The organism is Pseudomonas sp. Irchel 3E13, assembly GCF_900187455.1.
Taxonomy (GTDB): Bacteria; Pseudomonadota; Gammaproteobacteria; order Pseudomonadales; family Pseudomonadaceae; genus Aquipseudomonas.
This window is the reverse complement of record NZ_FYDX01000008.1, coordinates 146,931-164,638: the sequence shown is the minus strand read 5'-3', so window position 1 is coordinate 164,638 and position 17,708 is coordinate 146,931. Positions and strand designations below refer to the sequence as shown.

The 17,708-nt window shown below is 64.6% G+C and carries 14 protein-coding genes; 8 read left to right on the top strand and 6 right to left on the bottom strand.

Annotated features, from left to right (window positions below; genetic code table 11):
• Window positions 1-58: 58 nt before the first annotated feature.
• Genes CKW37_RS15735 through CKW37_RS15720 form a run of 4 tightly spaced genes read left to right on the top strand, consistent with a single transcriptional unit; the run spans window position 59 to window position 4,992 of the window.
• Entirely contained in the window at window positions 59-1,378 is a 1,320-nt protein-coding gene (locus CKW37_RS15735) for an MFS transporter (protein ID WP_095156626.1), read from the top strand.
• 60 nt (window positions 1,379-1,438) lie between these two features.
• Entirely contained in the window at window positions 1,439-2,713 is a 1,275-nt protein-coding gene (locus tag CKW37_RS15730; RefSeq protein WP_256587772.1) for an OprD family porin, read from the top strand.
• A 40-nt stretch (window positions 2,714-2,753) separates the two neighbouring features.
• A complete protein-coding gene (locus CKW37_RS15725) occupies window positions 2,754-3,893 on the top strand; it encodes an acyl-CoA dehydrogenase family protein (protein WP_095156625.1) in 1,140 nt (379 codons plus the stop codon).
• A gap of 25 nt (window positions 3,894-3,918) precedes the next feature.
• Window positions 3,919-4,992 (top strand): CaiB/BaiF CoA-transferase family protein, encoded by a 1,074-nt coding sequence (locus tag CKW37_RS15720; RefSeq protein ID WP_095156624.1) that lies wholly within the window; start codon window positions 3,919-3,921, stop codon window positions 4,990-4,992.
• 64 nt (window positions 4,993-5,056) lie between these two features.
• Here the strand turns inward: CKW37_RS15720 and CKW37_RS15715 are convergent, their stop codons facing one another.
• Window positions 5,057-6,037 carry an NADPH:quinone oxidoreductase family protein gene (locus CKW37_RS15715; protein WP_095156623.1) on the bottom strand — a complete coding sequence of 327 codons (981 nt, stop codon included), beginning with the start codon at window positions 6,035-6,037 and terminating at the stop codon, window positions 5,057-5,059.
• A gap of 31 nt (window positions 6,038-6,068) precedes the next feature.
• On the bottom strand, window positions 6,069-6,749 hold the full coding sequence (locus CKW37_RS15710; protein ID WP_095156622.1) for a nitroreductase: 681 nt from the start codon (window positions 6,747-6,749) through the stop codon (window positions 6,069-6,071).
• 95 nt (window positions 6,750-6,844) lie between these two features.
• Between CKW37_RS15710 and CKW37_RS15705 the strand changes: the two genes are divergently transcribed.
• On the top strand, window positions 6,845-7,723 hold the full coding sequence (locus CKW37_RS15705; protein ID WP_095156621.1) for a LysR family transcriptional regulator: 879 nt from the start codon (window positions 6,845-6,847) through the stop codon (window positions 7,721-7,723).
• Window positions 7,724-7,858: 135 nt separating this feature from the next.
• Here CKW37_RS15705 and CKW37_RS15700 read toward each other — a convergent pair whose 3' ends face one another.
• On the bottom strand, window positions 7,859-8,803 hold the full coding sequence (locus CKW37_RS15700) for an AraC family transcriptional regulator (protein WP_095156620.1): 945 nt from the start codon (window positions 8,801-8,803) through the stop codon (window positions 7,859-7,861).
• 151 nt (window positions 8,804-8,954) lie between these two features.
• Between CKW37_RS15700 and CKW37_RS15695 the strand changes: the two genes are divergently transcribed.
• Window positions 8,955-10,145, top strand: a complete 1,191-nt coding sequence (locus CKW37_RS15695; RefSeq protein ID WP_256587769.1) for an NAD(P)/FAD-dependent oxidoreductase — start codon at window positions 8,955-8,957, stop codon at window positions 10,143-10,145.
• 255 nt (window positions 10,146-10,400) lie between these two features.
• Here CKW37_RS15695 and CKW37_RS15690 read toward each other — a convergent pair whose 3' ends face one another.
• On the bottom strand, window positions 10,401-11,102 hold the full coding sequence (locus tag CKW37_RS15690) for a pentapeptide repeat-containing protein (protein WP_095156618.1): 702 nt from the start codon (window positions 11,100-11,102) through the stop codon (window positions 10,401-10,403).
• Window positions 11,103-11,250: 148 nt separating this feature from the next.
• Between CKW37_RS15690 and CKW37_RS15685 the strand changes: the two genes are divergently transcribed.
• A complete protein-coding gene (locus tag CKW37_RS15685) occupies window positions 11,251-11,934 on the top strand; it encodes a response regulator transcription factor (protein ID WP_095156617.1) in 684 nt (227 codons plus the stop codon).
• 51 nt (window positions 11,935-11,985) lie between these two features.
• Window positions 11,986-13,923: a sensor histidine kinase gene (locus tag CKW37_RS15680; RefSeq protein ID WP_095156616.1), complete on the top strand. Its 1,938-nt coding sequence runs from the start codon at window positions 11,986-11,988 to the stop codon at window positions 13,921-13,923.
• Here the strand turns inward: CKW37_RS15680 and CKW37_RS15675 are convergent.
• Window positions 13,910-15,985, bottom strand: coding sequence for a pentapeptide repeat-containing protein (locus tag CKW37_RS15675; RefSeq protein ID WP_095156615.1), 2,076 nt, complete (start codon window positions 15,983-15,985; stop codon window positions 13,910-13,912). The two genes, CKW37_RS15680 and CKW37_RS15675, sit on opposite strands and share 14 nt — an antisense overlap.
• Window positions 15,986-16,008: 23 nt before the next feature.
• Window positions 16,009-17,700, bottom strand: coding sequence for a hypothetical protein (locus CKW37_RS15670; RefSeq protein WP_095156614.1), 1,692 nt, complete (start codon window positions 17,698-17,700; stop codon window positions 16,009-16,011).
• Window positions 17,701-17,708 lie beyond the last annotated feature (8 nt).

The following is a 17,708-nucleotide window of genomic DNA, read 5'->3' as shown; positions in this document are numbered from 1 at the left end:
TCAGGGCCGCCGTCGGTCATCTGACAGATCCAACAACAATAATTAACGGGATTGAGCAATGAACGAGCAAAGCACCACCCTCCCCTACACCGAAAGTAAGATCCACCCCGGACGCTGGACCGCCGTGGGCTGCCTGATCATCTTCTACGCGATTTCGATGGTCGACCGCTTCATCCTTTCCGCCGTCGCCCAGCCGGTCACCCAGAGCCTGGAACTGTCCAACACGCAGATGGGCCTGCTGCTGGGCGCGGGCTTCGCCGTGCTGTATTCCATCGCCGGGATTCCGGTGGCCTACCTGATCGACAAGGGCAACCGCACGCGGGTGATCCTCGCCGGCGTGCTGCTGTGGTCGTTGATGACCGCGGCGTCTGCCTTTACCGTCGACTTCACCACCCTGATCATCTGCCGCGCCGGCGTTGCGATCGGCGAAGCCGTGCTGACCCCGGCGGCGATGTCGCTGATCGGCGACATGTTCCAGCGCAAGGAGCGCGCGCTGCCCACCAGCTTCTACATGGCCACCGGCAACATCATGGCGACCGGCGCGTTTATCATTGGCGGCGCCGTGTACCAGTTCGCCGGCGGGCAACAGTTGATTCCCGGCATGGAACCCTGGCGCTTCACCCTGCTCGCCGTGAGCCTGCCCGGGCTGCTGATGATGGTGGTGTTCGCCCTGACCGTCCGCGAGCCGGCGCGGGTCGAAACACCCTCGACCACCGCCGGCGCAAGCATCGACGCACTGCTGCCGTTCCTGGTCGGCAACAAGGCCATGTTCATCCCCTTCTTCATCGCCACCGGGCTGATTTCATCGCTGACCCTGGGGGTGATTTCCTGGGCGCCAACCCTGCTGATCCGTCTGCACGACCTCAGCGCCGCCCAGGCCAGCTTCGTGTTCGGCTCGGTGGGCCTGCCGACCTCGGTGCTGGGCACGCTGTGCCTGCCCTGGCTGGCGAGCCGGCTGCAGAAGGCCGGGCGTGCGGACGGCATCGCGCTGATTCTGATGGTGGCCGTGGCCATTCCGGTGCCGGCGATCATTGGCGGGTTGCTGATGGGCGAATACTGGCTGCTGGTCAGCGCGCTCGCGGTGTGCATGATGTTTCTGCCGAGCATCTCAGTCATGACGTGCCTGGGCATGCAGATGATCAGTCCTTCCCGCCTGCGGGCACGCACCGTGGCGGTCAACCTGCTGGTCATCAACCTCTTCGGCTACACCGTCGGCCCGTTCCTCAGCGGCGTGCTGGCCGACCGGGTGTTCAGCGGCCCGACGGCCATCGCTTCGGCACTCGCCACCATGGCGGCGATCATCGGCCCCGGCGCCCTGGTCGGCTTCCTTTTCGCCCGCCGCCCCTTCGGCCAGATGATGAGCGCGCAGAAGGACTGAGCACCACCCGCGGCCGCGAGGCCGCCACCACTCCCTACAAGAACAAGAACCGGAGCCGCCATGAATCTGCGCACCGCAACCCTGCTCGCCTGCTCTTTGCCGATGTCTTTCGCGGCACAGGCGCAGACCAGCTTCATCACCGACAGCAGCGCCTCCGTGCTACTGCACAACTATTACTTCGACCGCGACTACAAAGACCCCGCGAACCCCGCGCTGAAACGTGAACTGCGGGAATGGGCGCAGGGCGTGACGCTGGACTTCAAGTCCGGCTACACCGAAGGGCCGGTCGGATTCGGCCTGGACCTGACCAGCATGACCGGCCTCAAACTGGACTCCTCCCGCAGCCGCGCCGGCACCCAGTTGCTGCCACTCGACTCCCAGGGCCGCGCCGAGGACAGCTTCAGCAGCTTCGGCGGTGTCGCCAAAGTGCGCTTCGCCCAGTCCAGATTGAACAGCGGAAGAATGGTGCTGACCCTGCCCATCGCCTTTTCCAGCCCCGGCCGCCTGCTGCCGCAGACCTTCCAGGGCACGACGTTCCAGTCGGACGATTTCGACCGCCTGACGCTCATGGGCGGTTACCTCGACCGCATCAAGTTCCGCGATTCGAGCAACTACGAAAACATCCGCGTGACCGCGCAGAACGGCCGCTTCCTGGATGTCGACTCCAGCGGGTTCAGCTATGTCGGGGCCAAATACAAGGTCGCGCCCAACCTCACCGCGAGCTACTACCACGCCACGCTGAACGACATTTATCGCCAGGACTACCTGTGGCTGGTGCACGACCTGCCGCTGGGGCCGGGCAGCCTGAAAACCGATTTCCGCTGGGTGAGGTCCGGCGAAGACGGCTCCGCCAACGCGGGCAACGTCGACAATGACAACCTGGGCGTAGTCTTCCGCTACGCCCTCGGTGGGCACACGTTCAGCACCGGCTACATGGCGCTGTTCGGCGACACCGCCCAGCCGTACATGGGCCGCAGCGAGCCGTCGCCGACCGTCGAAGGGGCGATCGCCACCGATTTCCTCAATGCCAAGGAGCGCACCTGGCAGGTGCGCTGGGACTACAACTTCGCGGTCCAGGGCATCCCGGGGCTGACGGCTATGCTCTGGCACATGCGTGGCGACAACATCGAACTGCCGGAGCGCATGGGCGGCCGCGGCCTTTACGAACGCGAAAGCCAGGCCCAGGTGGCGTACGTCATCCAGTCCGGGCCGTTGCAGGGCCTGGGCGTCAAGGTCCGCCACGCCTGGTACCGCAACGACTTCACCCAGGCGGCGACCTTCCGCGACAACAACGACCTGCGGGTCAACATCGTCTATTCCTGGAAACTCTGGTGAACAGCGCGGGGCGCCTCTCGCGCCCCGCTCAGGAGGTTTAATGCAACGTCCCGGCTTCAGCACAGAACATGAGATTTTCCGCGAAAGCTATCGGGCTTTCCTGCAAAAAGAAGTGCAGCCACACAAACAGGCCTGGCGCGAAGCGGGCATCGTCCCGCGGGAAAGGTTCAGGAAGATGGGCGACCTCGGCTACCTGCTGGTGTGGGCCGACGAAGAGCACGGCGGCCTTGGCCTGTGGGACTTCCGCTATCAGCAGATCATGATCGAGGAAGACAACCGCTTCGGCGAGGTGGGCTTCTATCACACCCTGCACAGCCGCCTGGTCGCGCCCTATCTCCAGCACTTCGGCAGCCCGGCGCAGCGGGCCCGCTACCTGCCCGCCTGCGCAACGGGCGACAGCATCCTGGCGATCGCCATGACCGAGCCCGATGCCGGCAGCGACCTCGCCGGCATCAAGACCCGCGCCCAGGAGCAGGGCGATCACTGGGTGCTCAATGGCGCCAAAACCTACATCTCCAACGGCATCAACGCCGACGTCGTGCTGGTCGCGGCCAGGACCGACCCGGACAATCCGCGCCGGATCGGCCTGTTCCTGGTGGAGCGCGGCATGCCGGGATTCGAGCGCGGCCGCAAGCTGGCCAAGATGGGCCTGCATGCCCAGGACACCGCCGAGCTGTTCTTCAACGACGTGCGCGTGCCCAAGGCCAATGTGCTGGGCGATGCCGGTCAGGGGCTGAGCTACCTGAAGACCTCGCTGGTGGAAGAACGCCTGATCTGCGCCGTCGGCTCGCTGGCCAATGCCCAGTGCGGTTTCGACCTGACCCGTGATTACGTGTTGGAGCGCAAGGCGTTCGGCAAGACCATCGCCGACTTCCAGAACACCCGCTTCGTACTGGCGGAACTGGCGGCGGAGCTGGAAATGGCCCAGGTGTATATCGACCATTGCGTTGCTCTGCACAATGACAACGCCCTCAGCGTGCCGTCGGCGGCCAAGGCCAAACTGATCAGCAGCGAACTGGAATCCCGGATCATGGATGCCGGCGTGCAACTGCACGGGGGCGCCGGCTACATGCAGGAATACGAGATCTGCCAACGCTTCCAGGACGCCCGGGTGTCGCGGATCTTCGCCGGCAGCTCGGAAATCATGAAAGAAATCATCGCTCGCGCCGTGCTTGGCTGAGCATCGCCCCTTTCAAGGAACTGACATGGGACCACTGCAAGGCGTCAAAGTCGTCGAATTGTCCGGTATCGGACCCGCTCCCTTCTGCGCCATGGTACTGGCCGATCTCGGCGCGGAGGTGGTGCGCATCGTGCGCCCCGGCACGGGCGTGGACCCGGCCGATGTGCTCAGCCGCAACCGGCCGACCGTGGAAATCGACATCCGCGGCGAGCCAGGGCAAGCCGCCGTCCTGGCCCTGGTGGCGAAGGCCGACATCCTGATCGAGGGCTTCCGGCCCGGGGTCATGGAGAAGAACGGCCTCGGCCCGACCGACTGCCACGCCATCAATCCACGGCTGATCTACGGGCGCATGACCGGCTGGGGCCAGTACGGCCCGCTGGCGCAGACGGCCGGCCACGACCTCAATTACATCGCCCTCACCGGCGCCTTGCACGGGATCGGTCGTCCGGGCGAAACGCCGCCGCCCCCGGTGAACTTCATCGGCGATTTTGGCGGCGGCGGGATGTTGTTGCTGGTGGGTGTGCTGGCGGCGCTGCATGAGGCCGCGCAGTCCGGCGCGGGCCAGGTCATCGATGCCGCCATGACCGACGGCACCGCACTTTTGTCGAGTTTCATCCACGGGCTCAGGGCGACCGGACACTGGCGCACCGAGCGCGGCGCCAACCTGCTCGATGGCGCCGCGCCTTTCTACGATACCTATCGCTGCGCCGATGGCCGCTTCGTCGCCCTCGGGGCCATCGAACCGCAGTTCTATCAGCTCTTGCGCGAGCGCTGCGGGCTGGACGGCAGTTTGTTCGACGAGCAGATGAACCAGGCGCTCTGGCCCTCGCAGAAGCAGGCGCTGGCGGGAATCATCGCGACCCGCACGCGGGATGAATGGTGCGTGCTGCTCGAAGGCAGCGATGCCTGCTTCGCGCCGGTGCTGGACTGGGATGAAGCGCCGGAGCACGCGCACAACCGTGCCAGGGAAACCTTCATCAACCTTGACGGCGTTACTCAACCCGCCCCGGCGCCGCGTTTTTCACGGACTGCGCCGGGCATCCCGCGACCGGCTTATGGTGCATCGCTGGAGGAGCTGCTGCGGCGCTGGGAGGGCTGAGTCGCGCTACGTAAAACAAGGGCGTTCGCGATGAACGCCTTTGCCTGTCGGAAAACCCGAGCGATCAGCCCTCGGACACTCGAATCACCGTCTTGCCCAGCCCTTGCCCCGACAGCGCGTACTCCAGCGCCTGGGCAAACGCGTCGAACGCGAACACCTTACCGATCGGCGGCGCCAGTCGTCCTTGTGCGACCCAGCCCAGCAACTCGAGCAAATGCGCCGCGCCCTTCCCGGCCTCATAAATCTGGAACTGGCGCACATCCACCCCCACCAGTGACGCGCCCTTGAGCAGCGGCAGATTCGCCCGCAGCGCCGGAATCGGCCCACCCGCGAAGCCCACCACCAGATGCCGGCCACCCCAGGTCATCGAGCGAAACGCCGGCTCGAACAGCGGCCCGCACACCGGATCGAAGACCACATCAGGCCCCTTCTGACCGCACAACTCCTTGACCACTTCACGGAAGCTCTCCGCACTGGCATCGATCACATGGTCTGCGCCCAGCGCCTGCACGAACGCGCGTTTTTCCGCCGTCGACGCTACGCCGATCACCGTGGCGCCCAGGCATTTGCCGATCTGCACCGCAGCGCTGCCGACACCGCCGGCGGCGCCAGTGACCAGCAGGGTTTCGCCAGGTTGCAGCGCTGCCCGGTCGTGCAGCCCGTGGTAGGCCGTCAGGTAGTTGATCTTGAAGCCAGCCGCCTGAATGAAGTCCATCCCGTCCGGGATCTTTACCAGCGTCTCCGCTGCGGCCACAGCCAACTCGGCGAAGCCGCCGTGGGTCTGGGTGATCACCCGGTCGCCCACGGCCAGCCCTTCTACGCCCGCCCCCACAGCTTCAATCCAGCCACTGATTTCCTGGCCGGGCACGTGGGGCAATGGTGGCCTGACCTGGTAACGGCCAAGGGATTCCAGCGCATCGACATAGCCCACGCCGCACGCCGCAACGCGAATCAGCACTTCCCCCACAGCCGCGACCGGATCAGCGGCGTGCAACAGCCGGTAGTGGTCGATCGAATCCAGATTGTTGGTTTCTACCCGTCTCATCAGCCTCTCCGATTAATAGAACGTACAAGGTTCAAGCGCCGAATCCGCGGAACTCGGCGATTGCGGCGAGCGGCTCGCGGTCGGTGCGCAAGCTGTTGACCGGATGCTCGGGGTCGGCGTAGCCCAATGACAGGCCGCAGAACAGCATCAGCTCATCGGGCAGTTCGAGCTGCCGCTCCACGGTCTGGTGAACCAGCGTCCAGCAGGCTTGCGCGCAGGTCGCCAGGCCTCGCTCATGGGCCAGCAACATCAGGCTCTGCAAGAACATCCCCAGGTCCGCCCACTGCCCTTGGCCCATGCTGCGATCGACGGCGAGAAACAGCCCCACCGGCGCATCGAAGAAACGGAAGTTGCGCGCGAACTGCTGCTGCCGGCCCTGCCGATCCTCGCGGGCGACATTCAAGGTGGCATAGAGGTCTTCGCCACATTTGGCCCGGCGCGCCTGGTAAGGAGGTTTGAGGTTCTGGGGATAGATCGGGTAACCCATGCCCTCGCCGCGCGGATGCTGCGACAGGGTCTGTGCCACTTCGTCCTTCAGGCGGCGCAGATGCGCGCCCGTCAGCACATACAACTTCCACGGCTGAAGGTTGCCGCTGGATGGCGAATGGCGGGCGCCTTCGACGATCTCCCGCAGCAGCGCCTCAGCCACCGGGCGATCGAGAAAGGCCCGGGTGGAGCGCCGATTCATTACCGCGTGCATCACAGATGACATGGAGAGCGCCTTTTTCGTTACAGGTCGGCTCATCCTATCCTTGCGTTTTTCGCATTAGAATAGAAAACATCCGATTTCACTTATGCGGAAAACCGATGAAAATAACCTCCCTTGCCGAAGTGGAAGCCTTCCTCGCCGTGGTCGACAGCAAGAGCTTCAGCGCCGCGGCGCGGGAGCTGGGTATCGCTCAGTCAACGGTAAGCCGGCGCCTCACCAACCTGGAGTCGCGTCTCGGCCACCAGCTCATGCTGCGAACCACCCGCAAGGTTGCCCTGACCGACATCGGCATCAGCTACGCCAGCGAACTGCGGCAAATACTGGCCGGCCTGGAAAACGCCGATGCGCGCCTGCAAAAAGGCCTGCGGGTGGCAGAAGGCGTGTTGCGGGTCACCCTGCCCACCTCGTTCGGCCGTGCCTTCGTCCTGCCACGCATCGCCCGATTGTCGGCCGAGTACCCGCGCTTGCGTTTCGAGGTCGATTTGTCGGACCGCTATGTCGATTTGCTCGACGGCGAATATGACGTGGCGATTCGCATGAGCACGCCCGAGCAGTCCGGCGTTCGCTACCAAAAGATTCACACCTTCACCCTGACGCTGTGCGCATCCCCCGCGTACCTGCGCGAACACGGTCAACCGCTGGACGTGAACGACCTTGCTGCTCATAGCTGCCTGGCGCAGCGGGTGTATGCGCCACGGATCAGCTTCCCGATAACGTGGCAGGGCCAGTCCTCCACCCTGCTAATCAACCCGCGAATCAGCGTCAGCGACTCCACATCGTTACGCGCGCTGGCGTTGGCCGGGGCGGGACTGGCGGTGCTGCCGAACTACCTGATCGAAGCCGACCTGAAGGCGGGAGAACTGGTCGAGGCCCTGCCCGGACTGGCGTTCGCCGACTATGAGATGTTCGCAGCGTCTTTGCGCCACCGGGACGAGTCGGAGAAGGTCAACGTTTTTTTGAATGCGCTGTGTAGCTGAGATGGTTGTTAGCCGGTGGAGCGTTGGGAGGGTTCAGCGGCTCACTGGCCTCATCGCCGGCAAGCCGGCTCCCACAGGGATATCATCGGCCGCCGGGCCGGCGCAAGGGCTTGGCGGCGATGGGCGCACGCCACATCAGTCAACTTGCTGGTTGCGATAGTGACGCGGTGACATGGCCATGCGCTCACGGAAGGCCTGGCGAAACACGCGGTCCGATTGGTAACCCACGGCGGCGGCTATCTGCGCCACTGACGCGTTGCCGTCGCGCAACATCTGCGCGGCCAGGGTGATGCGCCAGGCACTGAGGTAGTCGATGGGCGATTGACCGATCACCCGGCAGAATCGCGCGGCGAAGGTCGAGCGTGACAAGTTGGCGACACCCGCCAGCAGCGGCACGCTCCATTGGCGCTGTGGCGCCTCATGGATGGCCAGCATGGCTTTGCAGATATACGGGTCTTGCAGGCCCTTCAGCCAACCGGGGGAAAAGCCTTTGTCGGAGAGAATGTAGCTGCGCAGCAGTCCGACCACGATCAGCTCGGCCATGTGCTTGGCTACCGCGTAATAGCCATTCTTGTTGTCCGCCAGCAGCGCCTCGATGGCCGGACGCATCAGGCTCAGCATGCTGCTGTCGGCGTCGCGCAGCACGATGAAGTCCGGCAGAGCCGCCAGCACGAAGCCTCCCTGCCCGCTGTGAATGCTGAACGCCAGACCGAGCAGACGGCACAGCGCGCCGCCACCGCCATGAACCACTGAAATCGCCGAGCCCGGCTGCGTGCTGCGGTCCAGCCTGGGCGAACGCGGCTCGCTCCAGTTCAGTTCATGCAGGTCAGTGGTGGCGACACCCGGCCGCGAAAGCAGGCGGCACTCGCCGCCGCGCGGCACCAGCAGGGTGTCGCCCTGGGCGAGGTGCAGGGTCTGGCCGGCGGCGGTCTGCACCACAAATGACCCCTCGTTGACGATAAAGCAGAAGCCGGGCTGATAGTCCTGAACAGCCACGCCCCAAGGCTCCGACAAGTGCCAACTTGAAATGCTGGTCGACTCGACGGTCAACATCGACAGAAAGTGGCTGAGAAGGTCCATGGCGGTACGCAATTGAGAGTAATCATCCGAATACTCGGCGAGTTACGCATATATTGTCCAGGCAAAGCCTTCCAGAATGCCCGCACAACAATAAGCGAGGTATCAGCGAATGCGTTTTGACCCGAGTCTCCCATGGCGTGCTGGAAAACGAGTGGCGGTGATAGGCGCGGGCCCGGGTGGGGTCTCCGCCGCGCTGGCCCTGCACCGGCAAGGCTTCGATGTACGCGTCTTCGAAAAGCAGCCGGAACCGAGGCCTCTGGGAGGCGCCGTCTTGCTGAGCGTGCCGGTACTGGCCGTGCTGCGCCATTATGGAGTCGACCTGAGCAACTTCGGCTCCCTCACTGTCACCGAATTCCGTAATCACAAAAACAACCTCCGCTCGCGCCTGCCCTTCAATCAGACGGTGGAAGCGTCCTTCGGGATCAAGGGTTGGCACTACGGCATGCTTCGCGCCAATGCGTTCGCGAGGATGATGGAGCTGATGCCCGAAGGCATGCTGGTGCCCAATGCGGACTTCGACCACTACACGCAGACCGCGGACAGCGTCACCGTGGTCTTCAAGGACGGCGAGACCATCGAGGCCGACATTCTCGTTGGCGCCGATGGCATCCGCTCCGGCGTCTCGCGCCAGGCCTTCGGCGAGCCCGAACTTTTTCATGTCGGGCTGCGGGTCTGGCTGGCCTGGTGCGACCCCATCGCCGGCATTCCCGCGCAGACCGGACGCATCATCCATTCACACAAGTACCAGGCCAGCTTCTTTCCCATGCTGCACGACGGCAAGCCTGGCTACGAATGGTGGATCGTCGAACCCTGCGAGGAAAACGCCCCCGCGCCGGCCGACGTGGCCAGTCATATCGGCAAGATCCTGCGCAACTTCCCTGACCCACTACCGCGGTTTCTGCAAGCCACCAACCTGGAAACCCAGATATTCAGGTGGGACATCTACAACCGGCCTTCGCTTGAGCAATGGAGCAGTGGCCGCGTGGTCTGCCTGGGGGATGCCGTGCACCCGGTCTCGCCCTACGCCGCCTACGGCATGGGCATGGCCATCGAGGACGGTTACTTTCTGGCCAAGGCGCTGACCGGCGCCGACCTCAGCGACGCACGGCAGGTCGCGAAGGGCTTCAATGGTTTTGAGGCGCAGCGGGTGAACTACGTCAATCATCATGTTGAGTTCGCCAGGAAGCTCGGCAATGCCTTCCACAAGTTGCCCTACCCCCTGGCCAAGGTGCGCGACTTCCTCTTCGATCACACCGGCATTCTCGATCGGATGATCCGTCGCGACTATCTCGCCGACGCGGAGAAGATGTCACTGGCGATACAGGAGCTTCACCTCAACTGATGCAGTCTCCTGGCAAATGATGAGGTTGTGGCGCCCCGGTTTCTAACGGTCGCCACCGACCGCTTCGGGTCGCAAAAAAGTGCCGCAGACGGGACAGACCACAGCTAACAACGTGGTCATCCCCTTTTGACCCATGGGTTCATCATGCTGCTCGGTATGGCGTCCGGCGCATACATCGGCGCGAGGGCGAACATGATCAGATGTAACCCTTCGTCGTGATGCCGGCCCGCGGCTCGAGACCCCATCCCCCGTCGATCAGAGCACCGTCAACCCCAACCCGGCCAGCAACATCCCGGCCTGGCTTCGCGAAATGATCGCGCCCTTGAACAATTTGGCGTCGACCAAGCGCAGCCCTTGCAAACTTGCCTCGCGCAGATCGGCGTCATCGAAGCGTGCGTTATTGACCCGCGCCATCGACAGACTGCCGCCCTCGACAAACACCGCCTTGCGGAAGTCGCAGTAGGTCAGGTCGGCTTCGCTGAAATCGATGTTGTGCAACTCGGACTTGTAAAAGGAGATCCCCGAGAGCATCGCGCTGTTCAACCGGCAATCAGAGAAGCTCAGGCCCAGTGAAGAGGCCAGATCGCCAAAGTTGCCGCCGGTGAGCTTGCAGCCTTCAAAGCGCACGTGGGCCAGCTTGCTGCGTTGCCACTTGCTGTTGTTCAGGTCGCACCGTTCAAAGCTGGCATCGGTGAGCACCGCAGAGCGAAAATTGACTTCCGCCGCCCGGCAACTGACCCACTGGGTCCCCATCACGTTGGCGGCGGTGAAATCGGCGCCGGTTAAAATACACCGTTCAAACAGCGCGCCTTCCAGGTTGGCTCTGGCCAGATCCTCACCACTCAAGTCGAGCCCGACACACTGCAGCGGCAGGGGCTGGATGCCAGTCAAGTCAGTCAGCGTCTTGCCCTCGAGCACCTCGGGGTCAACACGAAAATAATCACTTTTGGCCTGCATGCGAGCTCCGGCTGCACCGTTGGAAGGGAGGCATCTTCTGGTTCGTGCGCGGTGAGGTCAAGACAAAAGCGCCGCGAATCAGGGTCGTTATTTCTCAGTGACCACACTAGACTCGGCACCTGCCCGGAACCGCTGGTACCGCCCCGAAATGCCCGATTTGATCCTCCTTGAAGACGAGCCCGTAATGGCCGGAGAACTCCACGAGTTCCTCGGTGACTGCGGCTACGACGTGACCCTTGTCCACGACCTGGCCGGTTTCGCCCTGGCTTTCGAGCCGGGTCGCCACCGCCTGGCGGTGCTCGATCTGAATTTGCCGGATGGCGACGGCCTGGAGCTGATCCAGGCCCTGCGCGAGCAAGGCAATCCGCTCGGCATCGTCGCCTTCACCGCCCGCAGTACCACCGTGCAGAAGGTCGAAGGGTTTCGCCTGGGGGCCGACCATTACCTCGCCAAGGGCTGCGACCTGGAAGAACTCGCCGCCGTGCTGCAGGCCCTGGCCCGCCGCCTGGACCTGCCACCCCTGCCTGCCGCCTGGCACCTGGACAGCCGCGCGCGGGAACTGCGGGCGCCCAACCGAGCGGTCACGCGCCTGTCGCATCAGGACAGCCTGGTGCTGCAGCGCTTGATGGCGAGCGCCGGCGCCGATGTCTGCCGGCGCCAGATTGTCGAGGCACTGGGCGAGGATTGGTTCAGCTATGATCAGCGGCGCCTGGACACCCAGATTCGTCGCCTGCGCCGCAATGTGCAGGAGGCGACTGGCCTGGAACTGCCGCTGAAAACCTTGCGCAACAACGGCTACTGCTTCTACGCGGCGGCCCGGATCAACGATTGAGCCCGGCGCTGCAAGCAAGCGCCCGCCCCCTTCCCTGCTGATGACTGTCCCATGTGTCGATCGCTGCTTTGGCTGTTCTGCCTGCTTCTTGTCGCCTTGCATGCCCCGGCAGCCACGCTGTTGCCCGCCGACGCACGCCTGGTGGTCGAACGCCTGGATGACCCTGCGGCGCAGATGGATGCCAACGCCGCACTGACCTCGAACGCCTGGCAACCACTGCCCGGCTCCCTGAGCGCGGGCTTCGTGCCCGGCGCGGTCTGGTTGCGCCTGCAGGTGCAGACCGGCCCGTCAGCGCCGCGCCAGTGGCTGCTGATGCTGAGCAATGCCCTGCTCGACCAGGCCACCCTGTTCGATGTTCGCAACACGTCCCAGCCGATTCGCAGCGGCGAAGCCATGGGCCGCCAGCACTGGGCCGTGGATTATCGCTCGCCGGTGTTCGCCCTGAACCTTGACCCTGGACAACCGCAGGTCCTGCTGCTGCGCCTGGAAAGCAAGAACGCCCTGTCGGTCAGCCTGCGCCTTGTCTCCGGCGAGCGGTTCGCCCGGGACCTATCCATGGAATACCTGGGCTACGGCCTGTACTTCGGCATCTGCCTGGTGCTGATCCTGTTCCATAGCGTGTTCTGGCGCATGACCCAGGCGCCGGAGAGCGGCTGGTACCTGGCCTATGTCAGCATTGCCGTGCTGATCGAGCTGCTGACCCTCGGCCTGCCCCAGCAGTTGCTCGCCCTGCCGATGGCGTTCAGCGACACCCTGCTGGGTTGCGCCCTCGGCCTGAGCCTGCCGATAGGGGTGATTTTCACCCTGCGCCAATTGCAGGCGCCCGGTTATCCGCGACTGCAACGCGGTCTGATCGCCGCCAGCCTGATTATCGGCACGGCCTCGGCGCTCGCGGTACTCGCCGGGCATTACCAAATCGGCGCGCCCCTGCATCAGGTCACCGTGCTGGCCAGCATCGTGCTGTTCATCGGCCTGGCGCTCTGGCTGATGTACAAGGGCCATCGTCCAGCCCGCTACTTCCTGCTGCTGTTCGGCATCTACTACCTGGGGATCGGCATCAGCTTCCTGCGCAACCTCGGCCTGCTGCCGGCGAGCTTTTTCACGGACAACGCCGTGGCCATCGGCGCGCTCCTGCACATGCTGCTGATGAGCCTGCGGATCATCCGCCATTACCGCTGGCTGAAGGCGCAGACCCGCCACGCCGAAGAGGCGGTGAATGCCCTGATCCGCAGCCAGAACGCCAGGCTGGAAAAGGAAATCGACAGCCGCACCCGCGAGCTGCGTCAGGCGCTGCAGCAGGAACAGCGGATGCGCGAAGAACAGCGCGACTTCGTGGCCATGGTGTCTCATGAATTCCGCACGCCGCTGGCGATCATCGGCACCTCGGCCCAGCAGATGCTGCGCAACCTGGCGACGGCACCCGAGCGCAACGAGCAGCGCTGCCGCAATATCCATCAGGCGTCCAGGCGCCTGCTGTCACTGGTGGATGACTATCTTCAGCATGACCGCGTTGCGGAACGGGCGAGCGAACCGCGCTGCGCCGGACATGACCTGAACGCGCTGCTCGAAGGCTGCCTCGATGACTTCCCGTCCGGCCGTGTCGCGCTTGACCTGCGCAGCGCGCGCACGCTGCTGGAGTGCGACTTCGGCCTGCTGCGCGTGGCCTTGCGCAACCTGCTGGCCAACGCCGACCGCCATGCCCCGAGCGACGCCAGCATCCTGCTCGAGGTCGAGGACAGCTCGAGCGGCGTGCGTATCCGGGTCACCAACGAAGGCGAGGAAATTCCCGCCGAGCAGGCCCCCCTGCTCTTCCACAAATACGTTCGCGGCACCCAGGCCCAGCATCTGTCGGGGACCGGGCTGGGCCTGTACCTGGTCAAGCGTATCGCCGAACTGCATGGCGGTAGCCTGGTGCTGGAAAGCAGGGGGCAACAGCATCCGATCTGTTTCTGCCTGGAACTGCCGCAACCGGCCCTCAGTGCGCGGTAAAAAACTCCTCGGCGTCGAGGCTGTCGGGGGTCAGTGCGCGCCGCGGATAGCCCGCCGGACCAAGGCTGTCCGGCGACATCGCGGCGGCCAGATTGGCGGTCGCCTTGAACGCCACGCCGGCGGGATAGGCGGGCCAGTCACGCATCAGCAAGGGCGCCATGCCGAACACCTGCACGCCCTGTTCGCGGCGGGCAAGGCGAAACGAGGCATAGCCGAACGCGCCGACAATGCCCGCGTCCGCCGCCGGGCGCAGTCGCGGGTCTTCGACCTGGTCGATGTTGGCGCTGGCGGAAAGCCCATAGCCGGCCATCTCGAACCCGGTGATCAACGAGGCATCGGGGTGCACGCCGTCCAGGCCGAAGGACGCCCACCCCGGCAAGGTGAAGAGATGCCCCAGCGCCCCCGACGCATCAAACACCTCCAGTTGCCCGCGAACCCGCCGCACCGAGTAAACCCGGGGATGGCTCAGGTCGGGGTCACGGTCATTGTCGAGCCGCCACTGGCGGTCCATGTCGAGGATGGGGGCGTCCCCCAGTGGGTAACCCGCTCGGGCGAACAAGGGCGCCAACCCGGCAATGCCTTCGGGCGTGAGGTATTCCCACGCCACTGACGGCAAGCGGAACAACGGCACCCCCTGCGCCAGCGCAACACCGGCGCCGAGCAACAGCGCACCGTCAAGGACGCTATCGCTGAAATCAACGCCCTGGATCTGCGCGCCCGCCAGGGAAAGCGCGCGCGCAGAGCCATCGGCGCGAACGCTACAACCGGCGATCCGTGCATCCACCAGCACGCTGTCGCTCAGATCGGCACCGCTCAGAAACGCCTGGGACAGATCCAGTGACACCAGCAGGCTGCCGGCCAGCACTGCCCCTTCCAGATCGGCGTGATCGAGGGTTGCCCCGGCGCCACACCATTGCACGCCACGCAGGTCGGCACCGGCGAGGTGCGCGCCAGACGCGCGGGTGTCGATGCAGGTGGCCCGGTGCAAGACTGCCGGACGCAAGGGCGGCTCAGTGCCACCGGGCGCAGGGCCCGCCTGATGAAACTTGGCATCCAGCCGCGCCTGGCTCAGGTCGGCAGCGGAAAAGTCCGCCTCGGTGAAGTTGGCATTGCTGCCCAGGATGTTCTTCAGCGAGCACTTGCGCAGGCTCGCCCGCAACGCGAAGACATTGCGCAGGTCGGCGCCGTCCAGCACCGCGCCCTCCAGCCAACAGCTCTCCAGGCGAGCATCGGTCAGCAGCGCCCCGGTGAGTTGCAGGCCGCTCAGGTCGGCGTGGCTGAAATCGCCGGCGCTGAAGTTGGCGTGGGTGCAGTCGAGGCGGGCCGACGGGCTGCCGAGGATCGCACCCCGGGCTTGGCAAAAACTCAGGTCGATCCCCCGGGCACTGCGTGGCGCACCCCAGCCAGGTGCGCCAAGGGTCGCGCCGGACAGGTTCGCGTGATCCAGCAATGCGCCGTCGAAAAACACCCCGTTGAGCCGGGTGTCGCGCAGATCGGCCTCGCTCAGCAGGCAATTGGACAGGTCCGCGCCCTGCAGGCTGGCACCGGTAAAGCGCGCGCCGGTGAAGTCCACGCCCACCACACTTGCGCCATCCAGCACCACGTCGGTGAGATCCACGCCACGGCCCTGTCCGCTGGCCACCAACGCGGCCAGCGATGGCGTGACGATAACCGGCTCGAAGCCCGACACGGCGCTCTTGCCACGGTTGGTGGTGAGGATCGCCTGTGCCGTTTGCGGGTAGAACACTACGGGTTTCCAGGCCTCCCCGACCTGCACTTCCCAGCCCTGCCCCAACGGCTCGCCGACCAGGCGCAGGGTTGCGGCGTCCGCCACCTCACTGTTCAAGGTCAGGCAACCCGCCACGGGCGCGAAACCTATCCAGCGATCGTCGAGACGCAAGCGAAAGCTGCCGTCGGCCGAGCGATAAACACTGGCAAGCCCGGGCTGCGCAATGTCGCCGCGCGCGACCATTGCCGGGAACCAGCGATACTCCTGCTCGCCATCCTGAAGCCCAAGGGTTGCCAGGCAGGTCGCCCCCGCGTGGAAGGTGAACTTGCCCATAAACTCGCCCAACGTCCCCGCCCTCACAAATGCACCTTGGCCTTGATCGAGACGAAGTCCTGCTGAATGCTGACCTCTGCCTCCTCGAAGACGAAATGGAACATCTGCATCATCGGCAACGGCACGCCTTCCGCTCCCATCCTGCGCAGGCAGTCATCGTATTGGCTCTCCACCACCGTCCAGAGGATGCTGCCGAACTGGCTGCCGACTTCGTCGGCAAAGTCCGGGACGGTGCTGCTGAGGAACGTCGTTGTCGAGCTGTTCTTCTGGTAATCGAACTTCAGGATCTGCGCCGTCGAAGCCGGGGCGAGGCCCAGGCGCAGGTTGGTGAGAAAATCGGTGCGGCTGACCGAGAACTCGATCTTGGGCAGTGTCGCCGCACCGGTATCGAGGAACACCGTGAAGTGCAGTTTCTGGCGCATGACCATGCCGCTTTGACGGGCACAGTTGACCACCTCGGCGATCAACGCCGGGCTCACTTGCCTTGCGGCCAGCGCTTTTTCCAGCTCCGCCTGTTCAAGGTAGGAGTGGCCGCGCAACTTCGACACGGCGGGCATGACCGCGGTGATGCCCGGGATGGTCGCGACGCGCACCAGCACCGCATCGGTCATTTCCCAGACGCTCTGGAACGCTGTCGTGGGTGCCTCTGCCGAGACGATTTCGGCGTACATGTCGGTGTCGTCGTACTCGCTCAGCGCCTCGACGGCCGAGGCATAGGTGGCGCAGCGCAAGGCATCGGGATTGGGGATATTGCCCGTGGTCGCAGTGGTGTGCAGAAGCCCAGCCTTGAAACAGGCCCATTGCAAGCCATTGATGCTGTAGCTCGACACGTAGGTCTGCAGATAATTCGGGTCACTCGCCTCCGGAATCGGCGGCAGGCCCAACGGCGCGGGTGCGGGCACCGGATAAGCCTCGCCCTTGTAGCGCACCCGTCCGGTGACGCCGATCTTGAAACCGTTGCGCCCCGCCGTCGTGTCGAAGCCCAGGCCGGATTCGCCGAGGCCGAATTCGAACAGAATGTCGTGGCCCAGATTGCCGCTGGACGGAATGCTGCGCAGCGACGCCGGCATGATCTGGTTGATCAGGGCCGAGAAATCGAGTTGGGACACCGCTTCGCGGGTGCTGGCGCTCACTTCGGTGGTGCTGCAGCCCTGAATCTCGTTGCGCACCACGCTGCTCGACGGAATATTCGCGCTGACCTCTCCCGGCGTCGCCACGGAGCGGCGCTCGACCACGTTATAGGTCTGGCTCGTGGCGTCGAACTGGAAGGCTGCGATCACCTGGACCTGCAATCCGGAAAAGCCCGGCGCGTAGTCATAGGTGCGGTCGATGTTGCGGGACTGGCACGACACCGTCCCCGACATGTTCTGAATGCACTCCTTGGACTTTCCGGTTTCGTGCCACTGGTACTGCGCGGTGAATGCGGAAGCGGCGAACTCGAGGTTGAATTCGCTGCCCGTCGGGTTGCCGGAAGCCAGCTGGGTGACCGAGCGATACACCGGGCTGAAGCCCTGCAGGTGGCCCGCGCTCAGCGCCACTTTGACATTGGAGTAGTCGGTACCCATTCCCGAACCGGAACCGTGAAAACTGCCGACGTCGATCAGCCGGTCCGGGACCGGCATCGAACGGATCAGGTCCTGCAATCGGGGGGACAGGAATTGCCGGCAAAAGAAATCGATACCGGCCTGGCCGATGGCGATGGTCAGTGTCTGCATGATGAATC